Origin of the sequence: Xanthomonas sp. NCPPB 1068, from assembly GCF_041479385.2 — a bacterium.
Taxonomy (GTDB): Bacteria; Pseudomonadota; Gammaproteobacteria; order Xanthomonadales; family Xanthomonadaceae; genus Xanthomonas; species Xanthomonas cannabis.
Map to the genome: position 1 here is coordinate 458,965 of NZ_CM192986.1, position 20,432 is coordinate 479,396.

Genomic DNA, 20,432 nt, shown 5'->3' on the forward strand with positions numbered 1-20,432 from the left:
CTTGCCGCCCGCCGCGCGCGCCTAGTGCGGGCGATGCATTGGTCGGGTAACCGCTGCTGCTTTCAGCACAGGCCATGCAGGAACTGCGGCTCGCCTCAGGCAGAGGCACGCAGCGGTTGCCGGCTGACCACGTCGCGCGCCTGCACGATCGCCTCGATCAGCGCCTGCACCTGCTGCGGGGTATGCAGGGCCGACAGGGTCACCCGCAGGCGTGCCTTGCCCTCGGGCACCGTGGGTGGGCGGATTGCGCCGACCATGAACCCGGCCTGCTCGAGTGCGGCCGACATCGCCATCACCGTGGCTTCTTCGCCGCACAGCAGTGGCTGGATCGGGGTATCGGAGGCCATCAGTTCGAACCCATGCCGGCGCGCGCCATCGCGGAAGCTGCCGATCAGTTCGACCAGGCGCGCACGACGCCAGTCGTCGCGACGCGCCAGGCGCACTGCGGCCAGGGTCGCGGCGACCTGCGCCGGCGGCAGGGCCGTGGTGTAGATGTAGGGGCGCGCGGTTTCGGCCAGGTGACGAATGAGTGCCTCATCGCCGACCACCACGGCGCCATAGCCGCCCAGCGCCTTGCCCAGCGTCACCAGCTGCAGCGGCACTTCGGCCACGCCCAGACCCGCATCGGCCACGCAGCCGCGCCCCTGCGGGCCCAGCACGCCAACTCCGTGCGCGTCGTCGACGTAGAACAGGGCCTCCTGCATGCGTGCCACCAGGCTCAACGCGCGCAGCGGCGCCACATCGCCATCCATGCTGAAGACGCCGTCGCTGGCCAGCATCGCCGCGCCCTCGGGGGCGCCCTTGAGCTGGCGCATCGCGCCTTCCACATCCAGATGCGGATAGCGCCGCAGCCGGCAGCCGGCCAGGCGCGTGGCATCGAGTAGGCTGGCGTGATTGAGCCGGTCCTGCACGCAGACATCGTCTTCTTCGCTGAGCAAGGCCTGCTGCACGGCCAGGTTGGCGATGAAGCCGCTGCCGAACAGCAGCGCCGACGGATACCCCAGCCACTGCGCGATTTCGCGCTCCAGCGTCTCGTGTGCGGTGTGGTGGCCGCAGATCAGATGCGAGGCGGTGGCGCCGGCACCATCGCGCGCGGCCGCGTCCTGCAAGGCGGCCACCACTTCGAACTGCTGCGCCAGGCCCAGATAGTCGTTGGAGCAAAACCCGGTCAGCCAGCGGCCATCGATCTCCAGGCGCACACCATCGCGGCGACCGACCTGGCGGCGTACCCGTACCCGTTCCTGGGCGAGGCGCAACTTGCGCAGCGACGAAATCCGTTCGTGCAGATCGGGGCGAGCCATGGGGAGTCGACATCGAAAAAGGTCCGCTAGCGTAGCGTGCCGCGGTCACCTCGCCCAGCCGACACCGACAGCCGGTGCAGTGTGATGGCCCGTGGCGTCGGGGTGCTGGAAAGCGCGTGCAAGCCCGGCGGCGGTTGCCGGAGGCCTCGCGCGTCAAGGCGGTCTGTGACCGCTCAAGGTCCACGACAGCGGCAACGGCGAACCGGCAGGGCGCAGTGCGATGGGGTGATCGAGTGCGTCGCGCTGTCCGCGGCGCGCTTTTGCCACGGTGCGGATGATCGGGTGATGGTGCTTGTACCCGGCTCCACGCATCCGCTGGTTTGAGGGCCGGTCCTGCGTCCGGCGTCAGTGCGGGATGGCGATGGGCCGATCAGGCGCTGCCGCAGGATCGGCTGCAGGTAGGCGCTGTCTCAGACGCAACGCCTGCCGCAGGCCCCGCCCATCGCCGCGGGACGGCCCAGGCGCGGTGCGGGCTCATCCGACAATGCGCTGCGCGGTCATGCCGCGCGTTCGCAGGCCTGGCCGCAGGTGATGTCCGCATGCACGGTGCCCGGGTGGTCGTGGTCGGCGGCATCGACAGTGATCTGCATCGGGCGCAGGCCCAGGCGCTGGAACAGCGCCTGGTCGCGTTCGGTGTCCGGGTTGCCGGTGGTGAGCAGTTTTTCGCCGTAGAAGATCGAGTTGGCGCCGGCCAGGAAACACAGTGCCTGCAGCTCGTCGCTCATCGCTTCGCGGCCGGCGGACAGGCGCACCATCGATTTAGGCATGGTGATGCGGGCCACGGCGATCATCCGCACGAACTCGAACGGATCCAGTTGCTGGGTGCCATGCAGCGGCGTGCCGGCGACCTGCACCAGCTGGTTGATCGGCACCGAATCCGGGTGCGCCGGCAGCGTGGCCAGTGCCAGCAGCAGGCCGATGCGCTGGTCGCGGGTTTCGCCCATGCCGACGATGCCGCCGCAGCAGGTCTTCAAGCCCACGTCGCGCACATGCTCCAGGGTGTTGAGCCGGTCCTGGTATTGGCGGGTGTGGATGATCGAGTCGTAGTAATCCGGCGCGGTGTCCAGATTGTGGTTGTAGTAGTCCAGCCCGGCGTCTTTCAGCGCGCGCGCCTGGCCGGCGTCGAGCATGCCCAGCGTCGCGCAGGTCTCCAGGCCCATGGCCTTGACCTCGCGGATCATCGCGGCCACCTTGGGGATGTCGCGCTCCTTGGGCGAGCGCCAGGCAGCGCCCATGCAGAAGCGCGAGGCGCCGGCCGCCTTGGCCTGGCGCGCCTTGGCCACGACCTCTTCGGTCTCCATCAGCTTCTGTGCGGTCACGCCGGTGTCGTAGCGCTGCGCCTGCGGGCAGTACGCGCAATCTTCCGGGCAGCCGCCGGTCTTGACCGACAACAGCGTGGAGACCTGCACCTGCGCCGGATCGAAATGCGCGCGGTGCACGCTGGCTGCGTGGTGCAGCAACTCGGGGAACGGCAGATCGAACAGCGCCTGCAGCTCTTTGCGATCCCAGTCATGGCGGACGACAACAGACATCGGAGTTTCCTGACAGTCAGCGGCTTGGAAGCCAGGCAGTCTGGTGAGCATGGAAGAGGCTGTCAACTTCGATGGGGTGGGGTCGGTTTACAGGTGGCCGCAGCGGGTGTTGCGGTTTCTGCTGCCGAGCCTGTGCCTGGTCTGTGCCGAGGCGGGCATGGCCGACTGCGATCTATGCCCGTCCTGCCGCGCCGCGCTGCCCGAGCACGGCCACGCCTGCCTGTGCTGCGCCAGCCCGCTGTTCGCGTCCGATGGTGTGGCGTTGTGCGGGCAGTGCCTGCAGCAACCCCAGCCGCTGCAGCGCGTGCATGCCTGCTTTACCTACCGCTGGCCGGTGGATGGCCTGCTGCGGCGCTTCAAGTTTCACCAGGACCTGGCGGCGGGGCGTCTGCTCAGCGAGCTGATGGCCAGGCGCTGCGCCGGCCTGCCGCGGCCGCAGGCGTTGGTGCCGGTGAGCCTGCACCGCCAGCGCTTGCGTCAACGCGGTTACGACCAGGCGCTTGAGTTGGCCAGGCCGCTGGGCCGCGCGCTGCGCCTGCCGTGTCTGCCGTTGCTGCGGCGGGTGCGTGCAACCGCGCCCCAATCCGAGCTGGACGCAATCGAGCGGCAGCGCAATGTGCGCGACGCATTCGTGGCGCGTGGCGCGCTACCGGCGCACGTGGCGCTGGTGGACGACGTGATGACCACCGGCGCCACGCTGCATGCGGCGGCCAGTGCCTTGCGGCGCGCGGGCGTGCAGCGGGTGGATGCATGGGTGTGCGCGCGGGTGCCGTGATGGGTGTGGAGGCGGTTTCCGTTTGACGTGGCTTTGGAAGGCGCAAAGACACGTCAGTGGGGTGCTGCAGGCGTTGCGTGGTCCCGTACCCTCACCCCAACCCCTCTCCCGCAGGAGAGGGGCTTGCTGCCTGCGGAATGGTGCTCTGCGGCGCAGGCTTCACGTTGGATCGGCCAACGCTTGTCTTGAGCGAAGCACATCATTCAAAGGGCCCTTGTCTGTCGAACGCTGCCGCCTGCCAATCCCAGATTCCAGATTCCAGATTCCAGATTCCAGATTCCAGATTCCAGATTCCAGATCCCCGGACCCCGATTCCCGATTCCCAATTCCCAATTCCCAATTCCCAATTCCCGCTGCTAACGTGCTGCCACCGCGATCGCGATCCCGAGGAAAATCGCCAGGCCCACCCAGTTGTTGTGCAGGAAGGCGCGGAAGCACGGGCCGCGCTCGCGGTGGCGGGCAATGCGGAATTCGTAGACCACCAGCAGCGCCGCCATGCCCAGGCCTGCCCAGTAGGCAGCGCCGAGCGCAGCACGCAGGCCAACCGCCGCCAGGGTGGCGAACATCAGCGCATACAGCACGCCTTGCGCCAGCAGATCGTATTTTCCGAACAGGATGGCGGTGGACTTGCTGCCCATGCGGAGGTCGTCGTCGCGGTCGACCATGGCGTACCACGTGTCGTAGGCGGTGGCCCACAGGATATTGGCCGCATAGAGCAGCCAGCCCAGCAACGGCACGCTGCCCTGGACGGCCGCAAAGCCCATCGGAATGCCCCAGCCGAACGCTATGCCCAGGTAGACCTGCGGCAGGTGGGTATGGCGTTTGAGATAGGGATAGCTCGCAGCCAGAAACACGCCCGGCACGCTCAGCGCCACGGTCAGCCAGTTGAGGCTGAGCACCAGTGCGAACGCCACCAGCATCAGCGCCACGAACACCCACAACGCCTCACGTCCAGACACCGCACCGGTGGCCAGTGGGCGGGTCTTGGTGCGCTCGACATGCGGGTCCAGCCAACGGTCTGCGTAGTCGTTGATGACGCAGCCGGCCGAGCGGGTCAGCCAGACCCCGGCGGTGAACACGAGCAACGTCCACCACGGCGGCAGGCCGTCCGCAGCCAGCCACAGTGCCCACCAGGTGGGCCACAGCAGCAGCAGGCTGCCGATCGGGCGGTCGCCACGCACCAGCTTCCAGTACTGCCCCAACCGTTCGGACCACGTCAGCGCGGGCGCTGCCGCTGCCTGTTCAAACCCATGCTTGCTCATGCCGCAAAGGGTAGCAGCGCACCCCGGCCCCGGCCATGCGGAGATTGGCGCGCCGCGCATTGCGCATGGCAGCGGGCATCAGGTGGGCAGGTGCGTAGGGGGACAGGGGAAATTGGGGAACAGCAGGAATAGCAGGAGCAGCAGGAGCAGCAGGAGCAGCAGGAGCAGGGAAACAGGAGGAGCAGGGAAACAGGAGGAGCAGGGAACCGGACGGGCTTGGGTTGGGTGTGCATGACCTCGGACAAGCACGACAGACGACAGCGTGGCGTGCGGCGCCCAGCGCTGGCGGGTGGAGGCCATCGCGTGGCTGGCCTGGAGCGAGCTGCATCCGCTGCCGAGGCCGGTTCACGTGGTCGCCGGCGTCGGCTCACCCAAGCGCCTTGCCGGGAACTGCCGGACATCGCGCGGCTGGCGCCGGTCTGGCATAATGCCGGGCCAGGCGCTCGTAGCTCAGCCGGATAGAGTAGTGGCTTCCGAAGCCATTGGTCGGGGGTTCGAATCCCTCCGGGCGCACCAGATGAACCCTCCGGGGACATCCAAGAAGGTCCAAAACCCCTGAGAAATCGGGGGTTTTTGTTTCCTGCACGTCCACCCGGCCCACCCGGCCACCCTGATCGCTGACCTCCAGCCTGATCGGGCACGGAGGAGCGTCGGCCCTGCTGCGTAAAGATGCCGTGCGGTCCGGGCCTGCCTAGCGGTGCGGGCGGGCGCTTGCGTTGGCGTAGCGTCGTCGCCCTGATCGGGGTCTGATGCGGTCAGAGCAGGCCGGCCCTTGAGCCGCCGCGTCAGATCCGTCGATGCTCAAGCGAACCGCGTGTTCAAGGTTGCTGCGGATGAACGGCATGGCTGCGCCGCTTCGTGAGATTTCCTTGGCATTGAAGTCGCGCGGGTCTTCAGCGTGCAATCCGATGGAGCAAACATGCACCAGCACCTGTCTCGCTGATCTGGCCAGACCAGTCTGTCGTGCTCAACGCGTCGGTACAGCAGCAGCGCGACGCACAGCGGCAGCACATTAGCGAGCACGTGTCAGCACGATGTCTTTATCGGGTCTGATCAAGAAGGTGTCGACCCGGCCTGGATCAATCAGCTTGAACTGGCCGCGAACTGCTCACGCTATTGCACAGCCACGTGGGACATGTCCTTCGCTTGGTACCCAGGCACGCTGACGCATGACAGAGCGACTGAGCCTGAAACGATCACTTGGCACATGAGTAACGATTTTCTCGCGTCGCAACGCGTTCACATCTTCACGCTGCGCCTGCGGAGCGCGCTGCCGTTGCAATAGGTGTTATCTCTCGGTTCGATTGATGGGAGCACCACCAGACACGGCCCGCACGCCTGCCCGCGAATTGCTTGAGCATCGAATACTGAATCGGTTTCGGGTCGCCGCAGCGGAGCTATGCCTTTTTACCAGGCAAGGTATTCAGCCGCTCAATAGCGAGTCGATATAGACGGAGCACAGGCATTGCGCACGTGGTGCATGCCTGCCTCTTTCCATATTTCTGGTCGAACCTACTGATGAACACGTTCTTGCAGCGCTACAACGTTGGCCGCCGACTGGGGATGGCCTTCGGTATTCTCATTCTGTTGTCGGGCTTGCTGGTGGCCACGGGCCTGAGCACCATGGCCAGCGCCCGTACCGAGATGGACACCATCGTCAAGGTCAACGTGGCCAAGATGCAGCTGAGCAACGCCATGCGCGATGCCAACTCCAATATCTTCATTGCGCTTGGAACGCTGGCGATGGTGACGTCTGACGAGTTGAATGAGCAGGCTGCTCAAACCGTCAAGGAACAACGTCAGCGCTACGCAGACGAGCGAAAGGCGTTGGAGACATATCCTGCGACCGATGCCGGCCTCAAGCTCCGCGCCGAAATCGATGCCGCTCGCGAGGTTTCGCGTGTTTTGAATGATCAGGTCATCGTGCTCGCGTCGGCGAACAAGAACGATGAGGCGCAGCTGTTTCTGAGCGAGAAGGCGCGCCCGGCGATGCTCGTCTGGCAGGCCAAGATCGCCGAGAACGTCAAGCTGCAGGAAAAGCAGACTGCGCAATCCTACGACGATGCAGTTGCCGCGATGAACCGGGGCAAGACCCTGCTCATCATCGGTGGCGTGGCCGTGGTGCTCATCAGCAGCCTGCTCGCCTTCGCCATCACCCGCAGCTTGACGCTGCCCCTGGGCCGGGCCACGCGTGCCGCCGAGGCGATTGCAGGCGGCAATCTGGACAACGATGTGGACACGCAGGCCAGGGACGAAAGCGGACGCCTGCTCAACGCGATGAGCAAGATGCAACTGCAGCTGCAGAACCTGCTTGCTGCGCAGGCCGACATGGCAAAACGTCACGACGACGGGCAGACCAGTTTCCGCATCGACGCCTCGGCGTTTCCGGGCAATTACGGGCGTATGGCGCACGACACCAATGACCTGGTGGCCTCGCACATTGCGGTCACGGCGAAGCTTGCGCAGATCATGGGGCGCTATGCGATCGGCGACCTCAGCCAGGACATGGACAAGCTGCCCGGCGAGAAGGCCGTGCTCACCGAGACCATGGTGCAGGTCAAGCAGAACCTTGGCGCGATGAATACCGAGATCAAGCATCTCGCGCTGGCCGCTGCCGATGGCGATTTCACTGCCCGCGGCGATGCGGACCGTTTTCAATATGACTTCCGCGTCATGGTGGAGAGCCTCAACACCTTGATGTCCACCGCCGACGGCAACCTGCAGTCGCTGTCCGGTCTGTTGCAGTCCATTGCCGCAGGCGACCTCACCGCGCGCATGAGCGGCGAGTTCCGTGGTGTTTTCGCGCAGATGCGCGACGATGCCAACGCCACTGCCACGCAGCTTGCCGAGATCGTCACCGGCATCAAGACCTCTGCCATTTCGATCAAGGGCGCGGCCAGCGAAATCGCTGCGGGCAACCAGGATCTGTCCCAGCGCACCGAGCAGCAGGCGGCCAACCTGGAAGAAACCGCCGCCTCGATGGAAGAGCTCACCTCGACGGTCAGGCAGAATGCCGAGGGCGCGCGCCAGGCCAATCAGCTCGCCATCGGCGCGGCCAGCGTCGCCGCACAGGGTGGGCAGGTGGTGAGCAAGGTGGTCGAGACCATGGCAGGAATCGAGGCTTCGTCCAAGAAGATCGCCGACATCATTTCCGTCATCGATGGCATCGCGTTCCAGACCAATATCCTGGCCTTGAACGCGGCAGTGGAAGCCGCACGTGCAGGCGACCAGGGGCGCGGTTTTGCGGTGGTGGCAAGCGAGGTGCGCACGCTCGCGCAGCGCTCCTCCGGCGCTGCCAAGGAAATCAAGAGTTTGATCGATGACTCGGTACAGCGCGTCGCCGAGGGTTCGGCGCTGGTGCATAGCGCCGGCACGACGATGACCGAAGTGGTTGCCAGCGTGCAGCGCGTCACCGACATCATGGGCGAGATCTCCGCTGCGTCGCAGGAACAGTCGGCAGGGATCGAGCAGGTCAATCAGACGGTCACCCAGATGGACGAAACCACGCAGCAGAACGCCGCGTTGGTGGAGGAGGCAACGGCAGCGGCGCGCTCGCTGGAAGAGCAGGCCGTCCATCTCACCGACGCTGTCGCGGTGTTCAAGACCGATGCAGCCGGTGGTGCGGCCGTCACCGCGCTGCTGTCCAGCCTTTCGGTTGCAAAGACGGCAAAGCCGAAGCCAGCCGTCGTTGGCCGTAGTACCCCTGCGACGCCGCGGCCGGCACTGGCTGCGGTCAGCAACGACACCAGTTGGCAGGAGTTCTGAGACTCACCCGCCCGCGTGCGGCGCCCACCCGGCGCCGCGGCGCAATGCGCGTGGTTGACCGGGCGGGCGATATCGCCAATACGGCAGTCGTCGTCGCCTACCATCGCACTGTGCGTCGTCGGGATGCGTGGGTGCGTCATCACTGCGCGCCCACCATCGCAACCAGGCAGGTTTGCAAACGTTATGGCCATGCCGGCCGGCGCCCACGCAGCGATCGCCATCTTCAACCATGACCTCTGCCATTCCACGCGCTGCCGGTGCCTGGAGATCCATCTCTTCAAAAGAACGTGCCCGATAGCTGAAGCACAACCTGTGACCGCATTGTCACGGGTTGTGCGCCGCAGGCAGCCCACACTGCCCCGCGTCCGCGGCGCATGACCGCGCGACGCCGCTCGGTCATCGCTTTGCACACGTCGCGACGTTGTGGCGTGAGCCCCATTAACCCGCAAGAACCTGCGTCGGGCCGCTGACATCCGGGATGCAGTCGCGCAGACCCGCGCGGTGCACCTTGCGAACTCATCTGCACGGCGCGTGGACGAGCGCCTCGTCACCATGGAGCTCTTGTGACCGAGGTGGTGCATGGCAAAGCCGACGCTGTTTTTTCTGCACGCCCTCGGGGGCAGCCGCCAGGAATGGAATGCTGTCATCCAGCACCTGGGGGAGCGTTTTGAGTGCGTGGCATTGGACATACCCGGCTTCGGCGATGCGGAACCGCTGGACGATGCACGTGTGGGCGCACAGGTGGCCTGGTTCGTGGACCAGGTCATCGAGCGCCAGCCCACGCGCTGGTGTGTCATCGGGCACAGCATGGGCGGGAAGATCGCCACGCTGGCCGCGGCGCAGGCGCGCGACGGCGTTGCCGGTCTTGCCGGACTCGCCGGTGTCGTGCTCGTCGCCGCATCGCCTCCCGCGCCGGAGCCCATGGATGAAGTGCGGCGACAGACCATGCTTGGCTGGTTCGAGAACGGGCGCCCTACGCAGGGCGAGGCGGAGCAGTTCGTCGATGACAACTGCGCGCTGCCGCTTCCGCCAGCACTCAGACAATGCGCGGTCGACGACGTGCTGCGTACCAGCGCCAACGCCTGGTTGGCCTGGCTGACCCATGGCAGCCGGGAAGACTGCCGTGAGCCGGCCGGTTGCATTAACGTTCCGGCGTTGATCGTGGCCGGTGGCGAAGACGGCGACCTCGGCGAACCCGCGCAAAGACGGCTGAACCTGTCGCACTATGCGCATGCCCGTTGTGTGGTTGTCGACGGCGCAGCCCATCAGATCCCGTATGAGCGTCCGCAGGAGCTGGCGCAGCACATCGCTGCCCATGTGGAGCACTGCGTGCAGCAGTGCCTGCCTGAAGAATTTGTGGCCTTGCTCAATGCCAGCCGGGTGGCACCGCGGATGCGCAAGGTGCTGCTCGCGCGCCATGCGGGCCCGCCGGCGGCGGCCACAGGCATCCTGCGCCCGAATCAGCTTGAGATCCTGACCGCGGTGGTCGCGCGCGTGCTGGATGGCGCGCGCGACTCACGGCAGATCGCACGGCGCATCGATGTGCAGCTTGCCCAGGGCCCAGGTGACGGGTGGCGGCACGCCGACCTGCCGGCCGATGCCGCAGCGCTGCCACTGGGCCTGGAGGCGCTCGATGCCCTGGCGAACGGCTTTGTCGGGTTGGCCGCCGAGGACCAGGACCGCTGGCTGCACAGCATTACCGCTTGCGCAGCGGGCGACACGTCGGCCTATGGCCTGGATGCCGCCCAGCTCGCCCACTGGTTCGAGGATGTGCGTGCCGAGGCGATCCGCACCTGGACCAGCCTTCCCGCCACGCTGGCGCTGCTGGGCTACGATGGATTTGCCGTGGGTGGTGCGGGCCTGGACAGCCCGGGCTATGAACTCACCACCGCCAACCGGCACGAGCAGTGGCAGCTTTGCGCACCGGGTGCCCGGTGAGGCTCGACTGCAGCACCGACATCGTCGATGCGGTGGTGATCGGCAGCGGTGCCGGAGGCGGCCCGGTGGCGGCAAGGCTGGCGCAGGCCGGGGTCTCGGTGGTGGTGCTGGAGGCGGGCGCCGCGTTCACCCCTGACGCGCATCTTCCCGACGAGCTCACCACCGGCATCTACTGGATGGACGAGCGGTTGAGCGGCGGGCAGACCCCCACCGCGTTCGGGCCGAACAACTCGGGGTCCGGCCTGGGCGGCTCGACGCTGCACTGGGGCGCGTTCTGTCCGCGGCCGGACGCACGCGATCTCGCGCTGCGCACGCAGACCGGTGAGGGCGCCGATTGGCCGATCGCGTCTCCGGAGCTGCTGTCGTATGTCCGCCGGGTCGAGGAGTTCATCGGCGTTTCCGGGCCCGCGCATTACCCGTGGGACCCGGAGCGCAGCTATCGCTATCAGCCGGCACAACGCAATGCGTCGGCCGAGGCGATGGAGCGCGGCTGCCGCGCGCTGGGTGTGACGGCGACCGATGCGCCTGCGGCGTTGGTGACCACGCCACATCATCAGCCGCACTGGGGCCGGCGAGCGGCCTGCAACAACTGCGGCGCGTGTCACCAGGGGTGCAGCAACGGCGCCAAGGTGAGCGTCGATACCACCTGGCTCCCGTTGGCCGCTGCCCACGGCGCCCAGCTGCGTGCCGACAGTCGGGTGATCGACATCGAGCGCGATGCGCGTGGAACGATCAGTGGGGTGGTCTATCAGCAACATGGGCGGAACCTGCGCCAACGCTGCCGTGCCGTGTTTCTGTGCGCCGGCGGCGTGGAGACGCCCCGCCTGCTGCTGAATCTGGAGCTGGCCAACTCCAGCGGGCAGGTCGGGCGTAATTTCATGGCGCACGTGGCCACGCAGGTGTGGGGGGAGTTCGATGCGCAGATGCGCATGAACCGCGGCTACCCGTCGTCGCTGATCACCGAAGACATGCTGCGTCCGCCCGGTGCCGATTTCATCGGCGGCTACCTGGTGCAGAGCCTGGGCGTCCAGCCGGTGACGCTGGCCAACACGCTGGCGCGCGGCGCAGGAATGTGGGGCAACACCTTGATGACCACCCTGCAGCGCTACAACCACCTGGCCGGCATCGGTATCAACGGCGAGTGCCTGCCGTACGACCGCAACCGGCTGACCTTGTCCGACGAGCGCGATGCCTTCGGCCATCGCAAGGCGCGGATCGACTTCAGCTATGGCCCCAACGAGCAGGCACTGGATGCGCATGCGCGGCGCTTCCTGCAGGCGGTGTGGGAGGCTGCGGGAGCCCGCAGCATCTTCGCCGCAGCCCGCTCCGCGCACACCCTGGGCACCTGCAGGATGGGCCGCGACCGGCAAACGGCCGTGGTCGACCCGGACGGCCGCTCGTTCGACATCCCCAATCTCTACCTCTGTGACAACTCGGTGTTTCCCAGCGCCTTGGCGGCCAACCCGGCCCTGACCCAGATGGCACTGGGCCTGCGCACGGCCGAACGGTTTCTTGCGCGCGAGTGACGCGTAAACCACACCCTCTTTCAACTACCAGGAGCTCACCATGGATCTCGGAATAGCCGGTCGCGTCGCCCTCGTCAGTGGCGGCGATTCGGGAATGGGCAAGGAGACTGCACGCCAACTCCTCGCCGCCGGCGCACGCGTGGCCATCACCGATCTGCCGGGCGGCACGCTGGCGCAGGCGAAGGCGGAGCTGTCGGACCTGGGGCAGATCATCGCCATCGAGGGAGACGTCACCCGCGAGCACGACGTCACCGCGCTCTGGGCACAGGTGCGGGAACAACTGGGCGACCCGGACATCTACGTCAACGCCGCCGGTGTCACCGGTGCAACCGGCGACTTCCTGGAGGTCGACGATGCGGGCTGGCTCGAGACGCTGGACATCAACCTGATGGGCGCGGTGCGCATGTGTCGCCAGGCCATCCCCGCCATGCGGCGCAAGCAGTGGGGGCGGATCGTGTTGTTCGCGTCCGAGGACGCCGTGCAGCCCTATGTGGACGAGCTGCCGTACTGCGCCTCGAAGGCGGCCATTCTCAGCCTGTCCAAGGGGCTGTCCAAGGCCTATGGCGGCGACAATGTGCTGGTCAATACGGTGTCGCCGGCCTTCATCGCAACGCCGATGACCGACAAGATGATGGAAAAACGCGCGAGCGAGAACGGCACCACGTTCGAGCAGGCGGTTGCGTCGTTCCTGGACGAAGAGCGGCCCGGAATGGTGCTCAAGCGCCGCGGCCGCCCCGAAGAAGTGGCATCGGTGGTCGCGTTCCTGTGTTCGGAGCGCGCCAGTTTCATCAACGGCGCCGGCGTGCGCGTGGATTCGGGTTCGGTCTTCACGATTGCCGGGTGAGGTGACCGGCAGCGCGGTGGTGCGTGCAGTTGTGTGGACGTGGGGCATCACGCACTGCCTGCGTGAGCGCAACGGACGGATGTCTCACCGACGCATGCCTGCGTCACGTTGCGGTGCATGTGGATCGATCCGATGGCCGGCACTGGGAGCAGACGAAGATGCATGCAGGCTCACACACGGTTGACTGATGAGCTTCTAGATTCGGCCGATGCTTCCTTCAGTCACCGCGCTTGATCACGCACGTCATGAGAGCCGAAGGCAGCACCGCGGCAGTCTTTCGTCGCGCGTGCTGGACCATGTGCGCGCGGTTCCCGATCTGCCCTGGCCGGGCGCCGGGCAGACCCGTGCGCGCTGGCGCGCATTGAGCACACTGGGAGCCGAGAGCCTGCCATTGGCAAAAGTGCTGGAAGCGCATTACGACGCGCTTGCCATCCTGTCCGAGGCGGGCGAGCCGGCGCCACCGGTCGGCACCCTCTGGGCGGTGTGGGCAGCGGGCGGCCCGGACGATACCGTGACCTACGACCACCGTTTGGGTGCGTTGTCCGGCACCAAGCCGTGGTGCAGTGCGGACGATGTGGTGACTCACGCCCTGGTGACCGTCACGGATGGTGACAAGCGCCCCCTTGCCGCCGTGGATTTGGGTGCGGGCAGTTTCGAGCTGGATGCCGGCCAGTGGCACGGCCCGGGCATGGTGGGTATTCCTACCGGGATCGGCCATTTCGCCAGTGCGCCTGCCCGCCTGGTGGCCGATGCCGACTTCTATCTGCAGCGGCCAGGGTTCTGGCACGGCGGTGCCGGCATCGCGGCTTGCTGGTATGGCGCGGCGACGGCCATCGCCGAGCAGGTGCGGCGTTCTTCCCGGATCGTGGGTAACCCGTTTGCTGCAGTGCATGTGGCGGTCATCGATGAGCAGCTCCATGTCGCCAGGCTTGCGCTGTGCGAGCTGGCCGCGCAGATCGACGATGCGCCGGGCACCGACCATCGTTACGCGGTGACGCGCCTGCGCTGCCTGATGGACCGCGTGTGCCGCGATGTGCTGGAACGCGCGGCCCTGACGCTTGGCCCGGTGTCGCTGTGCTGCGACGCCGAGCATGCACAGCGCTGCGCAGACCTGGCCGCGTTCATCCGCCAGTGTCACGCAGAGAAGGACGAGCAATGGCTGGGAGAACGGCTGCATGCCTGCGAGCACACCCCATGGGCTCTCTGAGGGGCGGGCACATCGAAGGGCAGGGCATCAGCGAAGCACGCTGGCTTGCCTCGCGCACACTGGCGGCATTGCCGCGCATCCGTCTGGACCAACTCATTGGCAGCGCTGCCAGGCTGGTCGTGGTTTCCCCGCATCCCGACGACGAGGTGCTGGGATGCGGCGGGCTGCTGGCCATGGCCGCAGCCGACGGGATGGACATCGTGATCGTTTCGGTGACCGACGGAGAGGCGGCCTATCCTGGCGAGGTGGCGTGGCCGCCGCCACGGCTTGCAGCGGCGCGCCGCCAGGAGCTGCATGAGGCGCTGGCCTGTCTCGGCATCGATCCGGCAAACGTGGTGCGCATCGAGGTTGGCGATGGACAGGTGCGGGCGCATGGCGACGTGCTGGCTGCCCGACTCGCTGCGTTGATCCGGCCAACGGATGCGGTCTTTGTGACCTATGCCGGTGATGGGCATCCGGATCACGAAGCCTGCGCCGATGCGGCGATCAGCGTGGCGGCCGCGTGCGGCGCACGGCTCGTTCAATACCCGGTGTGGGCATGGCACTGGGACGACCCGGAGAACAGCACGATGCTGGCATCGGCCACGCGCCTTGCGCTGACCGACACCGTGCGTGCAGCCAAGGCGCGGGCGCTTGCCGCGTTCAAGACACAGACCGGCGAGGTCGTTCCCCGGTTAGCCGATCCCATCCTCCCGGAGTGGGCACTGGTCCGTTTCCGGCGAGATTTCGAGGTCTATATCGCATGAACGCCCAGACAAACGCGGATTACTTCGACGGCATCTATCAGCGCCCGGACCCATTCGGCTACGGCACGCGCTGGTACGAATCGCGAAAGCGCGACATCCTGCTGTCCACCCTGCCGAGGGCGCAGTTCGCACGCGGCTGGGAGCTGGGCTGCTCCAATGGCGAGGCCACGCGCGGACTTGCGGCGCGCTGCGACAGCCTGCTGGCAACAGACATGTCTGCGGGCGCGGTGGCGCAAGCCAGGCAGCGCGTGGGCGAACGCAGCAACGTGGAGATCCTGCAGGCATGCCACCCGCAGCAGTGGCCCGTGGGCAGTTTCGATCTGATCGTGCTGAGCGAGATCGGCTACTACCTGGAGCCACAGGAACTCGATGACCTGATCACGCGGGCCCAGCGCTCGCTGACTGCGGAAGGGCTGTTCGTTGCCTGCCATTGGAAGCATCCGTTCGATCAGGCCCGCCAGGATGGTGTGTCGGTGCATGCCTGCATCGCGCGTCTGCTCACGCTCCCGCTGGCCTACCGCTACGAGGACAGCGACTTCCTGCTCGAAGCGTGGGCGGTGCAGCCGGTATCGGTTGCCCAGCAGGAAGGCCTGCGATGATCGCCGTGCTCATTCCCGCCCATAACGAGGCCGACGATATCGTTGGATGCCTGACCGCGGTCTTTGTCGCCGCTTCGCATCCGGATCTGCGCGAACCTGTGGATGTCATCGTGGCGGTGGACCGATGCACCGATGCGACCGCGAAGATCGCATCGCTGATGGGGGCCAGGGTGGTCGATGTGGCCAGCCCGTGGGGCGTGGGCGTGGCGCGCGCCGCGGCCGCTGCTGCGGCGATCGACCTTGGTGCCGATTGGCTCGCCATGACCGATGCCGACTCGCGCGTTCCCGCTGACTGGCTGATCGAACAGCGCCGCATAGGTGCCGGGGTCTTCTGCGGGATCGTGGAAGTGGCCGACTGGTCGGGCTATGCGGACGAGGTCCGCAGCGCCTTCGAACAGACCCAGCCCAGGGGCGAAGGCCACGGGCGGATCCATGGCGCCAATCTGGGCGTCAGCGCCGAGCTGTATCGACGCTGTGGTGGCTTCCCCTCGCTGGCTTGCAGTGAGGACGTGGCACTGGTGCGCGCGCTGCAGCGCATCGGTGCCCCAATCCGCTGGTCCCCGCGTGCTGTGGTCATCACCAGCGCGCGTCGGCAGGCGCGTGCGACCGGTGGGTTTTCGGACTTCCTGAAACAGCTGGAGGCGTGCCCGCCAGTGGAAGCGCACGCGGTGGCCGTCCCTACGGTGTGACCAGGTTTGCGTCTCGTCCACTCGCAAGCGCATCGATAGCAGGATTCCTGGCGCAGGTCGCGGCGCTACGGCAAGCGACTAGCGTCCACCCTGAAATCGAAAGCTGAAGCGGGCCGTCGATGCGGACTCTCCAACGATGGGCGCAGGCGTGGCAGTCACCAGGGTCAGCATGCCGTCGGCCACGGGGACCGGGATGCCCAGCGTGAGATCAAGCTGCTTCGACCAGCCGCCGCCCATCACCGTGGCCCTGACGATCAGCCGCCCGGCGTGGATGCACTGAACATCGGCCGGGCAGCGGCTGTCTTCGATCACCCGGTCGGGACGTACCTTGGGTCCATCGACCGCCGCAATGTCGCCCAGACGCACGGGGCCTTCGATCGGCGCATCGGCGGGGGCACCCGTCGCTGCACACCCGGCAAGCGAGACGGCCCAGAGCATGATGGGTACCAGAGTGCGCAGGAGCGGGCCAGTTGTGTGGCGTTGACGCATGATCATCCGGTTCCAGATTCGATCCTGCCGGGTACCGGCCAATTGCCCGGTTGGTGCGATGGCATCTGTTTCGGAACGGGCCACGTGGCTTCCGGGCGTGCGTTGCGAGTTGCTCGGCATCACAACGCAGCTGCGGGCCATGGGCTGCGAAGGGTTGCCCGATCAATTCAGACGCGCGACGCCAGTACAGTGCTCCAGCTGTGCTACAGCGGGCTGTTACCGAAAGGCATCCGTGCCGGCGCGACGTTGCAGCGACGACCAGACACAGCCCCTTCATGCAATCGGTGTGCGTGGGCGACCCTGCCGAGTGGCTCCTGCATCCGTGAAGCGCCCCGACGCCATGCATTCAACGTAGGCGCCGGGGCGGCCAGGCCCTGGACCAAGGCGGCGCGGTGAAGCGCCCGCCGTTACAGCAACTTAGAGTGGCTAACAAAACGTAGCGAGCGGTCGTCAGGTGGGCGTGGACGGCGCACAGGAACCGGAGTGTACGAGGGGTACATGAGGATTCCGAGCACCGGCCGCGCCCGCCTGGCGGCTGCGCAGTAGTTTTGTTAGCCGCTCTTAGAGGCCATCCGGCGCCGGTGCGGTGGCCTTGGCGTGCTGCTTGCCGCGTGCATGCTCGATCGCCGTGCGCAGCTTGCGGGCAGCGCCGGTCACGGCCGAAGCCGTGGTCTCGGCGCTGTTGGTGGCCGCAATCGGCGGCAGGCCGGCGACGTGGGCTTCGATGCTGCAGGTTCGATCCGCTGCGCCGCCGCGCTGGCCGTTCTCGTCGCGCAAATGCACGTCGACGCGGGTGATGTCGTTGGCAAAATGCGCCAGCTGGGCGGTGCAGGTCTTCTCGACATGCTGCACGACAGAGGGGTCATGCGGCACGTGCTTGTCGGTCTGGATCTGAATCTGCATAGATGTCTCCTTCGCGGTCATCCGCTGCGTTCGCCGTAGCGGTAGCTTGATTCTGCGGCAGCGCGGTGTTGCCGCAAGGTGACAAACCGCCGCATGTTCATGCACGGGTTGGCCGTGGCTTGCGGCTGAGGCCGGCTGGTGCAGTGCATGAGGTTCGGAGGCATGGCCAGGTGCACGCGCACGACCCGCTGGCAGGTGAGCCGCTGTTGCGAAGCAGCAGCCCTGTGCTGAAGCACTTGCGTCTGGGTCGTTATGTAGTCGGCAGCCGAGCGGTGCGTTGCATGAATCGTCCCCGCGGTGACGCTCGGCGCGACCGAGGTGGTGGCTTAAGATGCCCGCACCGCGCGGTGCTGCGCCTGTCCGATACCTGCCTGTGTCCGAGCTTCGATCCGCCCTGAGTGCCCGTTCGCGCGTGTTGCGGCATGTGTTGGTGTGCTGTGCGCTGTGGCTGGTCTGCGCCGGCGCGGTGCTCGCGCAGGACGAAGACGCGCTGCTGGAGACGGCACAGAAACAGTTGGACGGCACGCAGAAGGTGCTGGATCAAGCGGATGTCGGATTGGAAAAGGCAGACGACGAACAGCTGCGCACGCTGATCGACCAGGTGACGGCGGCGCAACGACAGGTACAGGATCTGGCGCGTCAGCTGGATCCGCCGCTCAAGCAGGTGAGCTCTCAGCTTGCGGGGCTGGGTGAGGCGCAGAACGGCGAAGCCACCGATCTCAAGAAACAGCGCGCATCATTGAAGAAAGAACAGAGCGCGCTGGATGCGGAATTCAAGCGGGCCAATCTGCTGGAGTCAAAAGCCCGCGACCTCGCTGATCGCCTCGAGCAGAAGCGCGCTCAACTGTTCAGCGTGCAGATGACCACCCGCGTTGCCTCGCCCTTGTCGCCGGCGCTCTGGAACGACATTGCGCAACACTGGCCGGACGACCGCACGCGGCTGCAGCGCCTCTACGACGAGGCCGCCCAGCTGCTGCGTACCGGCATCGCCGCCAACGGCGTCGGCGGCCTGGTGACCGGTGGACTGATTGCACTGCTGCTGGCGTTTCCGCTGCGGATGTTTCTGCGACACCTGGGGCGGCGCTATGCAGCCTCGCGTGCGCCCGGCGGTCGCTTGCGGCGCTCCGGGCTGGCGTTGTGGTTTCTGTTGGTCGGCATGCTGAGCCTGGGCATGGCGGCATGGGTGCTGGCCGAAACCGTGCGTTCGATGGCCCAGGTGCCGGCCGACCTGGACGAGCTGCTCGGTGCATTCGTCATCATCAGCTTCGTTGCGGCCTTCGTGGGGTCGCTCAGCGCCAGCTTGTTGATGAAACATCAGCCGACCTGGCGGCTGTTCCCGCTGGATGACGCCACCGTCGATCGCCTGCGCGTGCATTGCCTGGCCACCGCTGCGGTGATCTGGTTCAGCGGCATGGCGATCAAGCTCAACGAGGTGGTGCAAACCAGCAGCGCGGCCACCACCGCCACCGACGCGGTGGCGGCATTGGTGTACGCCGGGCTGATCCTGTCTGCGCTGGCCGGGCTGAGCCTGTCGCTGCGCGCGCGTGCGGCCAGCGCCGGGGCGGCCAGTGCCGACAGCACCGAGCCACCACCGGTGGTCTCGCGGGGGGGCGGGGTCATCGTGCTGATCCGTCTGCTCGGGCATGTGGCGGTCATCGTGGCCCTGCTGTCAGCGCTGTTCGGCTATCTCAACCTCGGCTTGTTCATCGCGCGACAGATCATCTGGATCACCTTGATCTGCAGCTTGCTGGGGTTGCTGGTGGTCTTTGCCGACGACCTGTTGAGCTGGGTCTTCAAGCCGGACGGGCGCTTCAATCGTGCGCTGTCGCATGCCTCCGGCGTCGGCAGCGGGCGGCTGGTGCAACTGGGCCTGTTGCTGTCGGCCCTGGTGCGCGTGGTGCTGATCCTGCTGGGCATCGCCGCACTGGTGACGCCGTACGGCGCCAATCTCTCTGCCGTGACCGGCTGGGCCGAGAACGTGTCGCACGGTATCCAGATCGGCAAGGAACTCACCATCACGCCGGCGGCAGTGGTGCGCGCGCTGCTGGTGTTTGTGCTGGGGCTGGGCGTGGTGCATGTAGTGCAGCAGTGGTTGCTCAACACCTACCTGCCCAAGACCGAACTGGATGCCGGGGCGCGCAATTCGATCAGCACCGTGGCGCGTTATCTGGGTTGGCTGGTGGTCGTGGTGTGGGGCCTGACCGCGTTGGGCCTGGATCTGAAGCGGCTGGCGCTGGTGTTGAGCGCGTTGTCAGTGGGTATCGGTTTCGGTCTGCAGGCGATCACGCAGAACTTCGTGTCGGGCCTGATCCTGCTCGCCGAGCGGCCGGTCAAGATCGGCGACTGGGTGCGCATCGGCGATCAGGAAGGGGACGTGCGACGGATCAGCGTGCGTGCGACCGAGATCCAGGTGGGCGACCGCTCCACGTTGATCGTGCCCAACTCGGAGCTGATCACCAAGAGTGTGCGCAACATGACGTTGTCCAACCCGATGGGACGGGTGCAGCTGCAGTTCTCGGTGCCGTTGGAAACCGACGTGGCGAAGGTGCGCGAGATGTTGCTGGCGCTGTTCGCCGAGCATGCCAAGGTGCTGGCCGAGCCCGCGCCATCGGTGTTCATCGATTCGCTGGCGGGCGGTCACGTCAACTTCAATTCGTTCGCCTACGTCAGTAGTCCGCGCGACTCGTATGGGGTGCGCAGCGAGTTGTTCTTCGCCCTGTTGCAGCGGATGGAGGCGGTGGGTATCGCACTGCAGTCGCCGCAGGAAATCCGCTTCAGTCGCGCAGGTGCAGCGGCGGCGCGTGTTGCAGGGGATGGCACGCCTGTCTCGGAAAACTGAGCCGTGCGCCCCGCGTG

Annotated in this window: 15 protein-coding genes, 1 tRNA gene and 1 other RNA gene; 11 read left to right on the plus strand and 6 right to left on the minus strand. The window is 66.6% G+C overall.

The features are described from left to right. Positions 1 to 95: 95 nt before the first annotated feature. On the minus strand, positions 96 to 1,301 hold the full coding sequence (gene bioF, locus ACCQ12_RS02035) for an 8-amino-7-oxononanoate synthase (RefSeq protein WP_047695491.1): 1,206 nt from the start codon (positions 1,299 to 1,301) through the stop codon (positions 96 to 98). Between the two features lie 497 nt (positions 1,302 to 1,798). Beyond that, positions 1,799 to 2,833 (minus strand): biotin synthase BioB, encoded by a 1,035-nt coding sequence (gene bioB, locus ACCQ12_RS02040; RefSeq protein ID WP_104579345.1) that lies wholly within the window; start codon positions 2,831 to 2,833, stop codon positions 1,799 to 1,801. A 49-nt stretch (positions 2,834 to 2,882) separates the two neighbouring features. Between bioB and ACCQ12_RS02045 the strand changes: the two genes are divergently transcribed. After that, positions 2,883 to 3,608 carry a ComF family protein gene (locus ACCQ12_RS02045; RefSeq protein WP_372382817.1) on the plus strand — a complete coding sequence of 242 codons (726 nt, stop codon included), beginning with the start codon at positions 2,883 to 2,885 and terminating at the stop codon, positions 3,606 to 3,608. Between the two features lie 356 nt (positions 3,609 to 3,964). Here ACCQ12_RS02045 and ubiA read toward each other — a convergent pair whose 3' ends face one another. After that, complete coding sequence (ubiA, locus tag ACCQ12_RS02050) at positions 3,965 to 4,870, minus strand: 4-hydroxybenzoate octaprenyltransferase (protein ID WP_372382818.1); 906 nt, start codon at positions 4,868 to 4,870, stop codon at positions 3,965 to 3,967. Between the two features lie 439 nt (positions 4,871 to 5,309). On the opposite strand from ubiA, the gene ACCQ12_RS02055 reads away from it, so the two are divergent. The 9 genes from ACCQ12_RS02055 (at position 5,310) to ACCQ12_RS02095 (ending at position 16,184) form a co-directional block, all read left to right on the plus strand. Then, positions 5,310 to 5,386, plus strand: a tRNA-Arg gene (locus tag ACCQ12_RS02055). Positions 5,387 to 6,388: 1,002 nt separating this feature from the next. After that, positions 6,389 to 8,635, plus strand: coding sequence for a methyl-accepting chemotaxis protein (locus ACCQ12_RS02060; RefSeq protein ID WP_372382819.1), 2,247 nt, complete (start codon positions 6,389 to 6,391; stop codon positions 8,633 to 8,635). A gap of 579 nt (positions 8,636 to 9,214) precedes the next feature. Next, positions 9,215 to 10,573: an alpha/beta hydrolase gene (locus ACCQ12_RS02065; RefSeq protein WP_372382820.1), complete on the plus strand. Its 1,359-nt coding sequence runs from the start codon at positions 9,215 to 9,217 to the stop codon at positions 10,571 to 10,573. 38 nt (positions 10,574 to 10,611) lie between these two features. Then, positions 10,612 to 12,099, plus strand: coding sequence for a GMC family oxidoreductase (locus tag ACCQ12_RS02070; protein WP_372383532.1), 1,488 nt, complete (start codon positions 10,612 to 10,614; stop codon positions 12,097 to 12,099). A 40-nt stretch (positions 12,100 to 12,139) separates the two neighbouring features. Further along, complete coding sequence (locus ACCQ12_RS02075; RefSeq protein WP_372382821.1) at positions 12,140 to 12,943, plus strand: SDR family NAD(P)-dependent oxidoreductase; 804 nt, start codon at positions 12,140 to 12,142, stop codon at positions 12,941 to 12,943. 688 nt (positions 12,944 to 13,631) lie between these two features. Beyond that, positions 13,632 to 14,150, plus strand: coding sequence for a dehydrogenase (locus ACCQ12_RS02080; RefSeq protein ID WP_184441229.1), 519 nt, complete (start codon positions 13,632 to 13,634; stop codon positions 14,148 to 14,150). Beyond that, complete coding sequence (locus ACCQ12_RS02085; protein WP_372382822.1) at positions 14,138 to 14,896, plus strand: PIG-L deacetylase family protein; 759 nt, start codon at positions 14,138 to 14,140, stop codon at positions 14,894 to 14,896. The genes ACCQ12_RS02080 and ACCQ12_RS02085 overlap by 13 nt, the downstream gene beginning before the upstream one ends. Next, entirely contained in the window at positions 14,893 to 15,495 is a 603-nt protein-coding gene (locus ACCQ12_RS02090) for a class I SAM-dependent DNA methyltransferase (RefSeq protein WP_372382823.1), read from the plus strand. The genes ACCQ12_RS02085 and ACCQ12_RS02090 overlap by 4 nt, the downstream gene beginning before the upstream one ends. Then, positions 15,492 to 16,184 carry a glycosyltransferase family 2 protein gene (locus ACCQ12_RS02095; protein WP_184369051.1) on the plus strand — a complete coding sequence of 231 codons (693 nt, stop codon included), beginning with the start codon at positions 15,492 to 15,494 and terminating at the stop codon, positions 16,182 to 16,184. Before ACCQ12_RS02090 ends, ACCQ12_RS02095 begins: the two co-directional genes overlap by 4 nt. Positions 16,185 to 16,262: 78 nt before the next feature. Here ACCQ12_RS02095 and ACCQ12_RS02100 read toward each other — a convergent pair whose 3' ends face one another. From ACCQ12_RS02100 to ACCQ12_RS02110, 3 genes are all read right to left on the minus strand, one after another. Further along, the gene (locus tag ACCQ12_RS02100; protein ID WP_184374718.1) at positions 16,263 to 16,673 is read right to left on the minus strand and encodes a hypothetical protein; all 411 of its coding nucleotides are present in this window, start codon (positions 16,671 to 16,673) and stop codon (positions 16,263 to 16,265) included. A gap of 424 nt (positions 16,674 to 17,097) precedes the next feature. After that, positions 17,098 to 17,173, minus strand: a non-coding RNA gene (locus ACCQ12_RS02105) — sX9 sRNA. A 61-nt stretch (positions 17,174 to 17,234) separates the two neighbouring features. Beyond that, complete coding sequence (locus ACCQ12_RS02110; RefSeq protein ID WP_372383533.1) at positions 17,235 to 17,576, minus strand: HPF/RaiA family ribosome-associated protein; 342 nt, start codon at positions 17,574 to 17,576, stop codon at positions 17,235 to 17,237. 448 nt (positions 17,577 to 18,024) lie between these two features. Here ACCQ12_RS02110 and ACCQ12_RS02115 point away from each other — a divergent pair, with 448 nt between their 5' ends. After that, positions 18,025 to 20,415, plus strand: a complete 2,391-nt coding sequence (locus ACCQ12_RS02115) for a DUF3772 domain-containing protein (RefSeq protein WP_372383534.1) — start codon at positions 18,025 to 18,027, stop codon at positions 20,413 to 20,415. Positions 20,416 to 20,432: the final 17 nt, after the last annotated feature.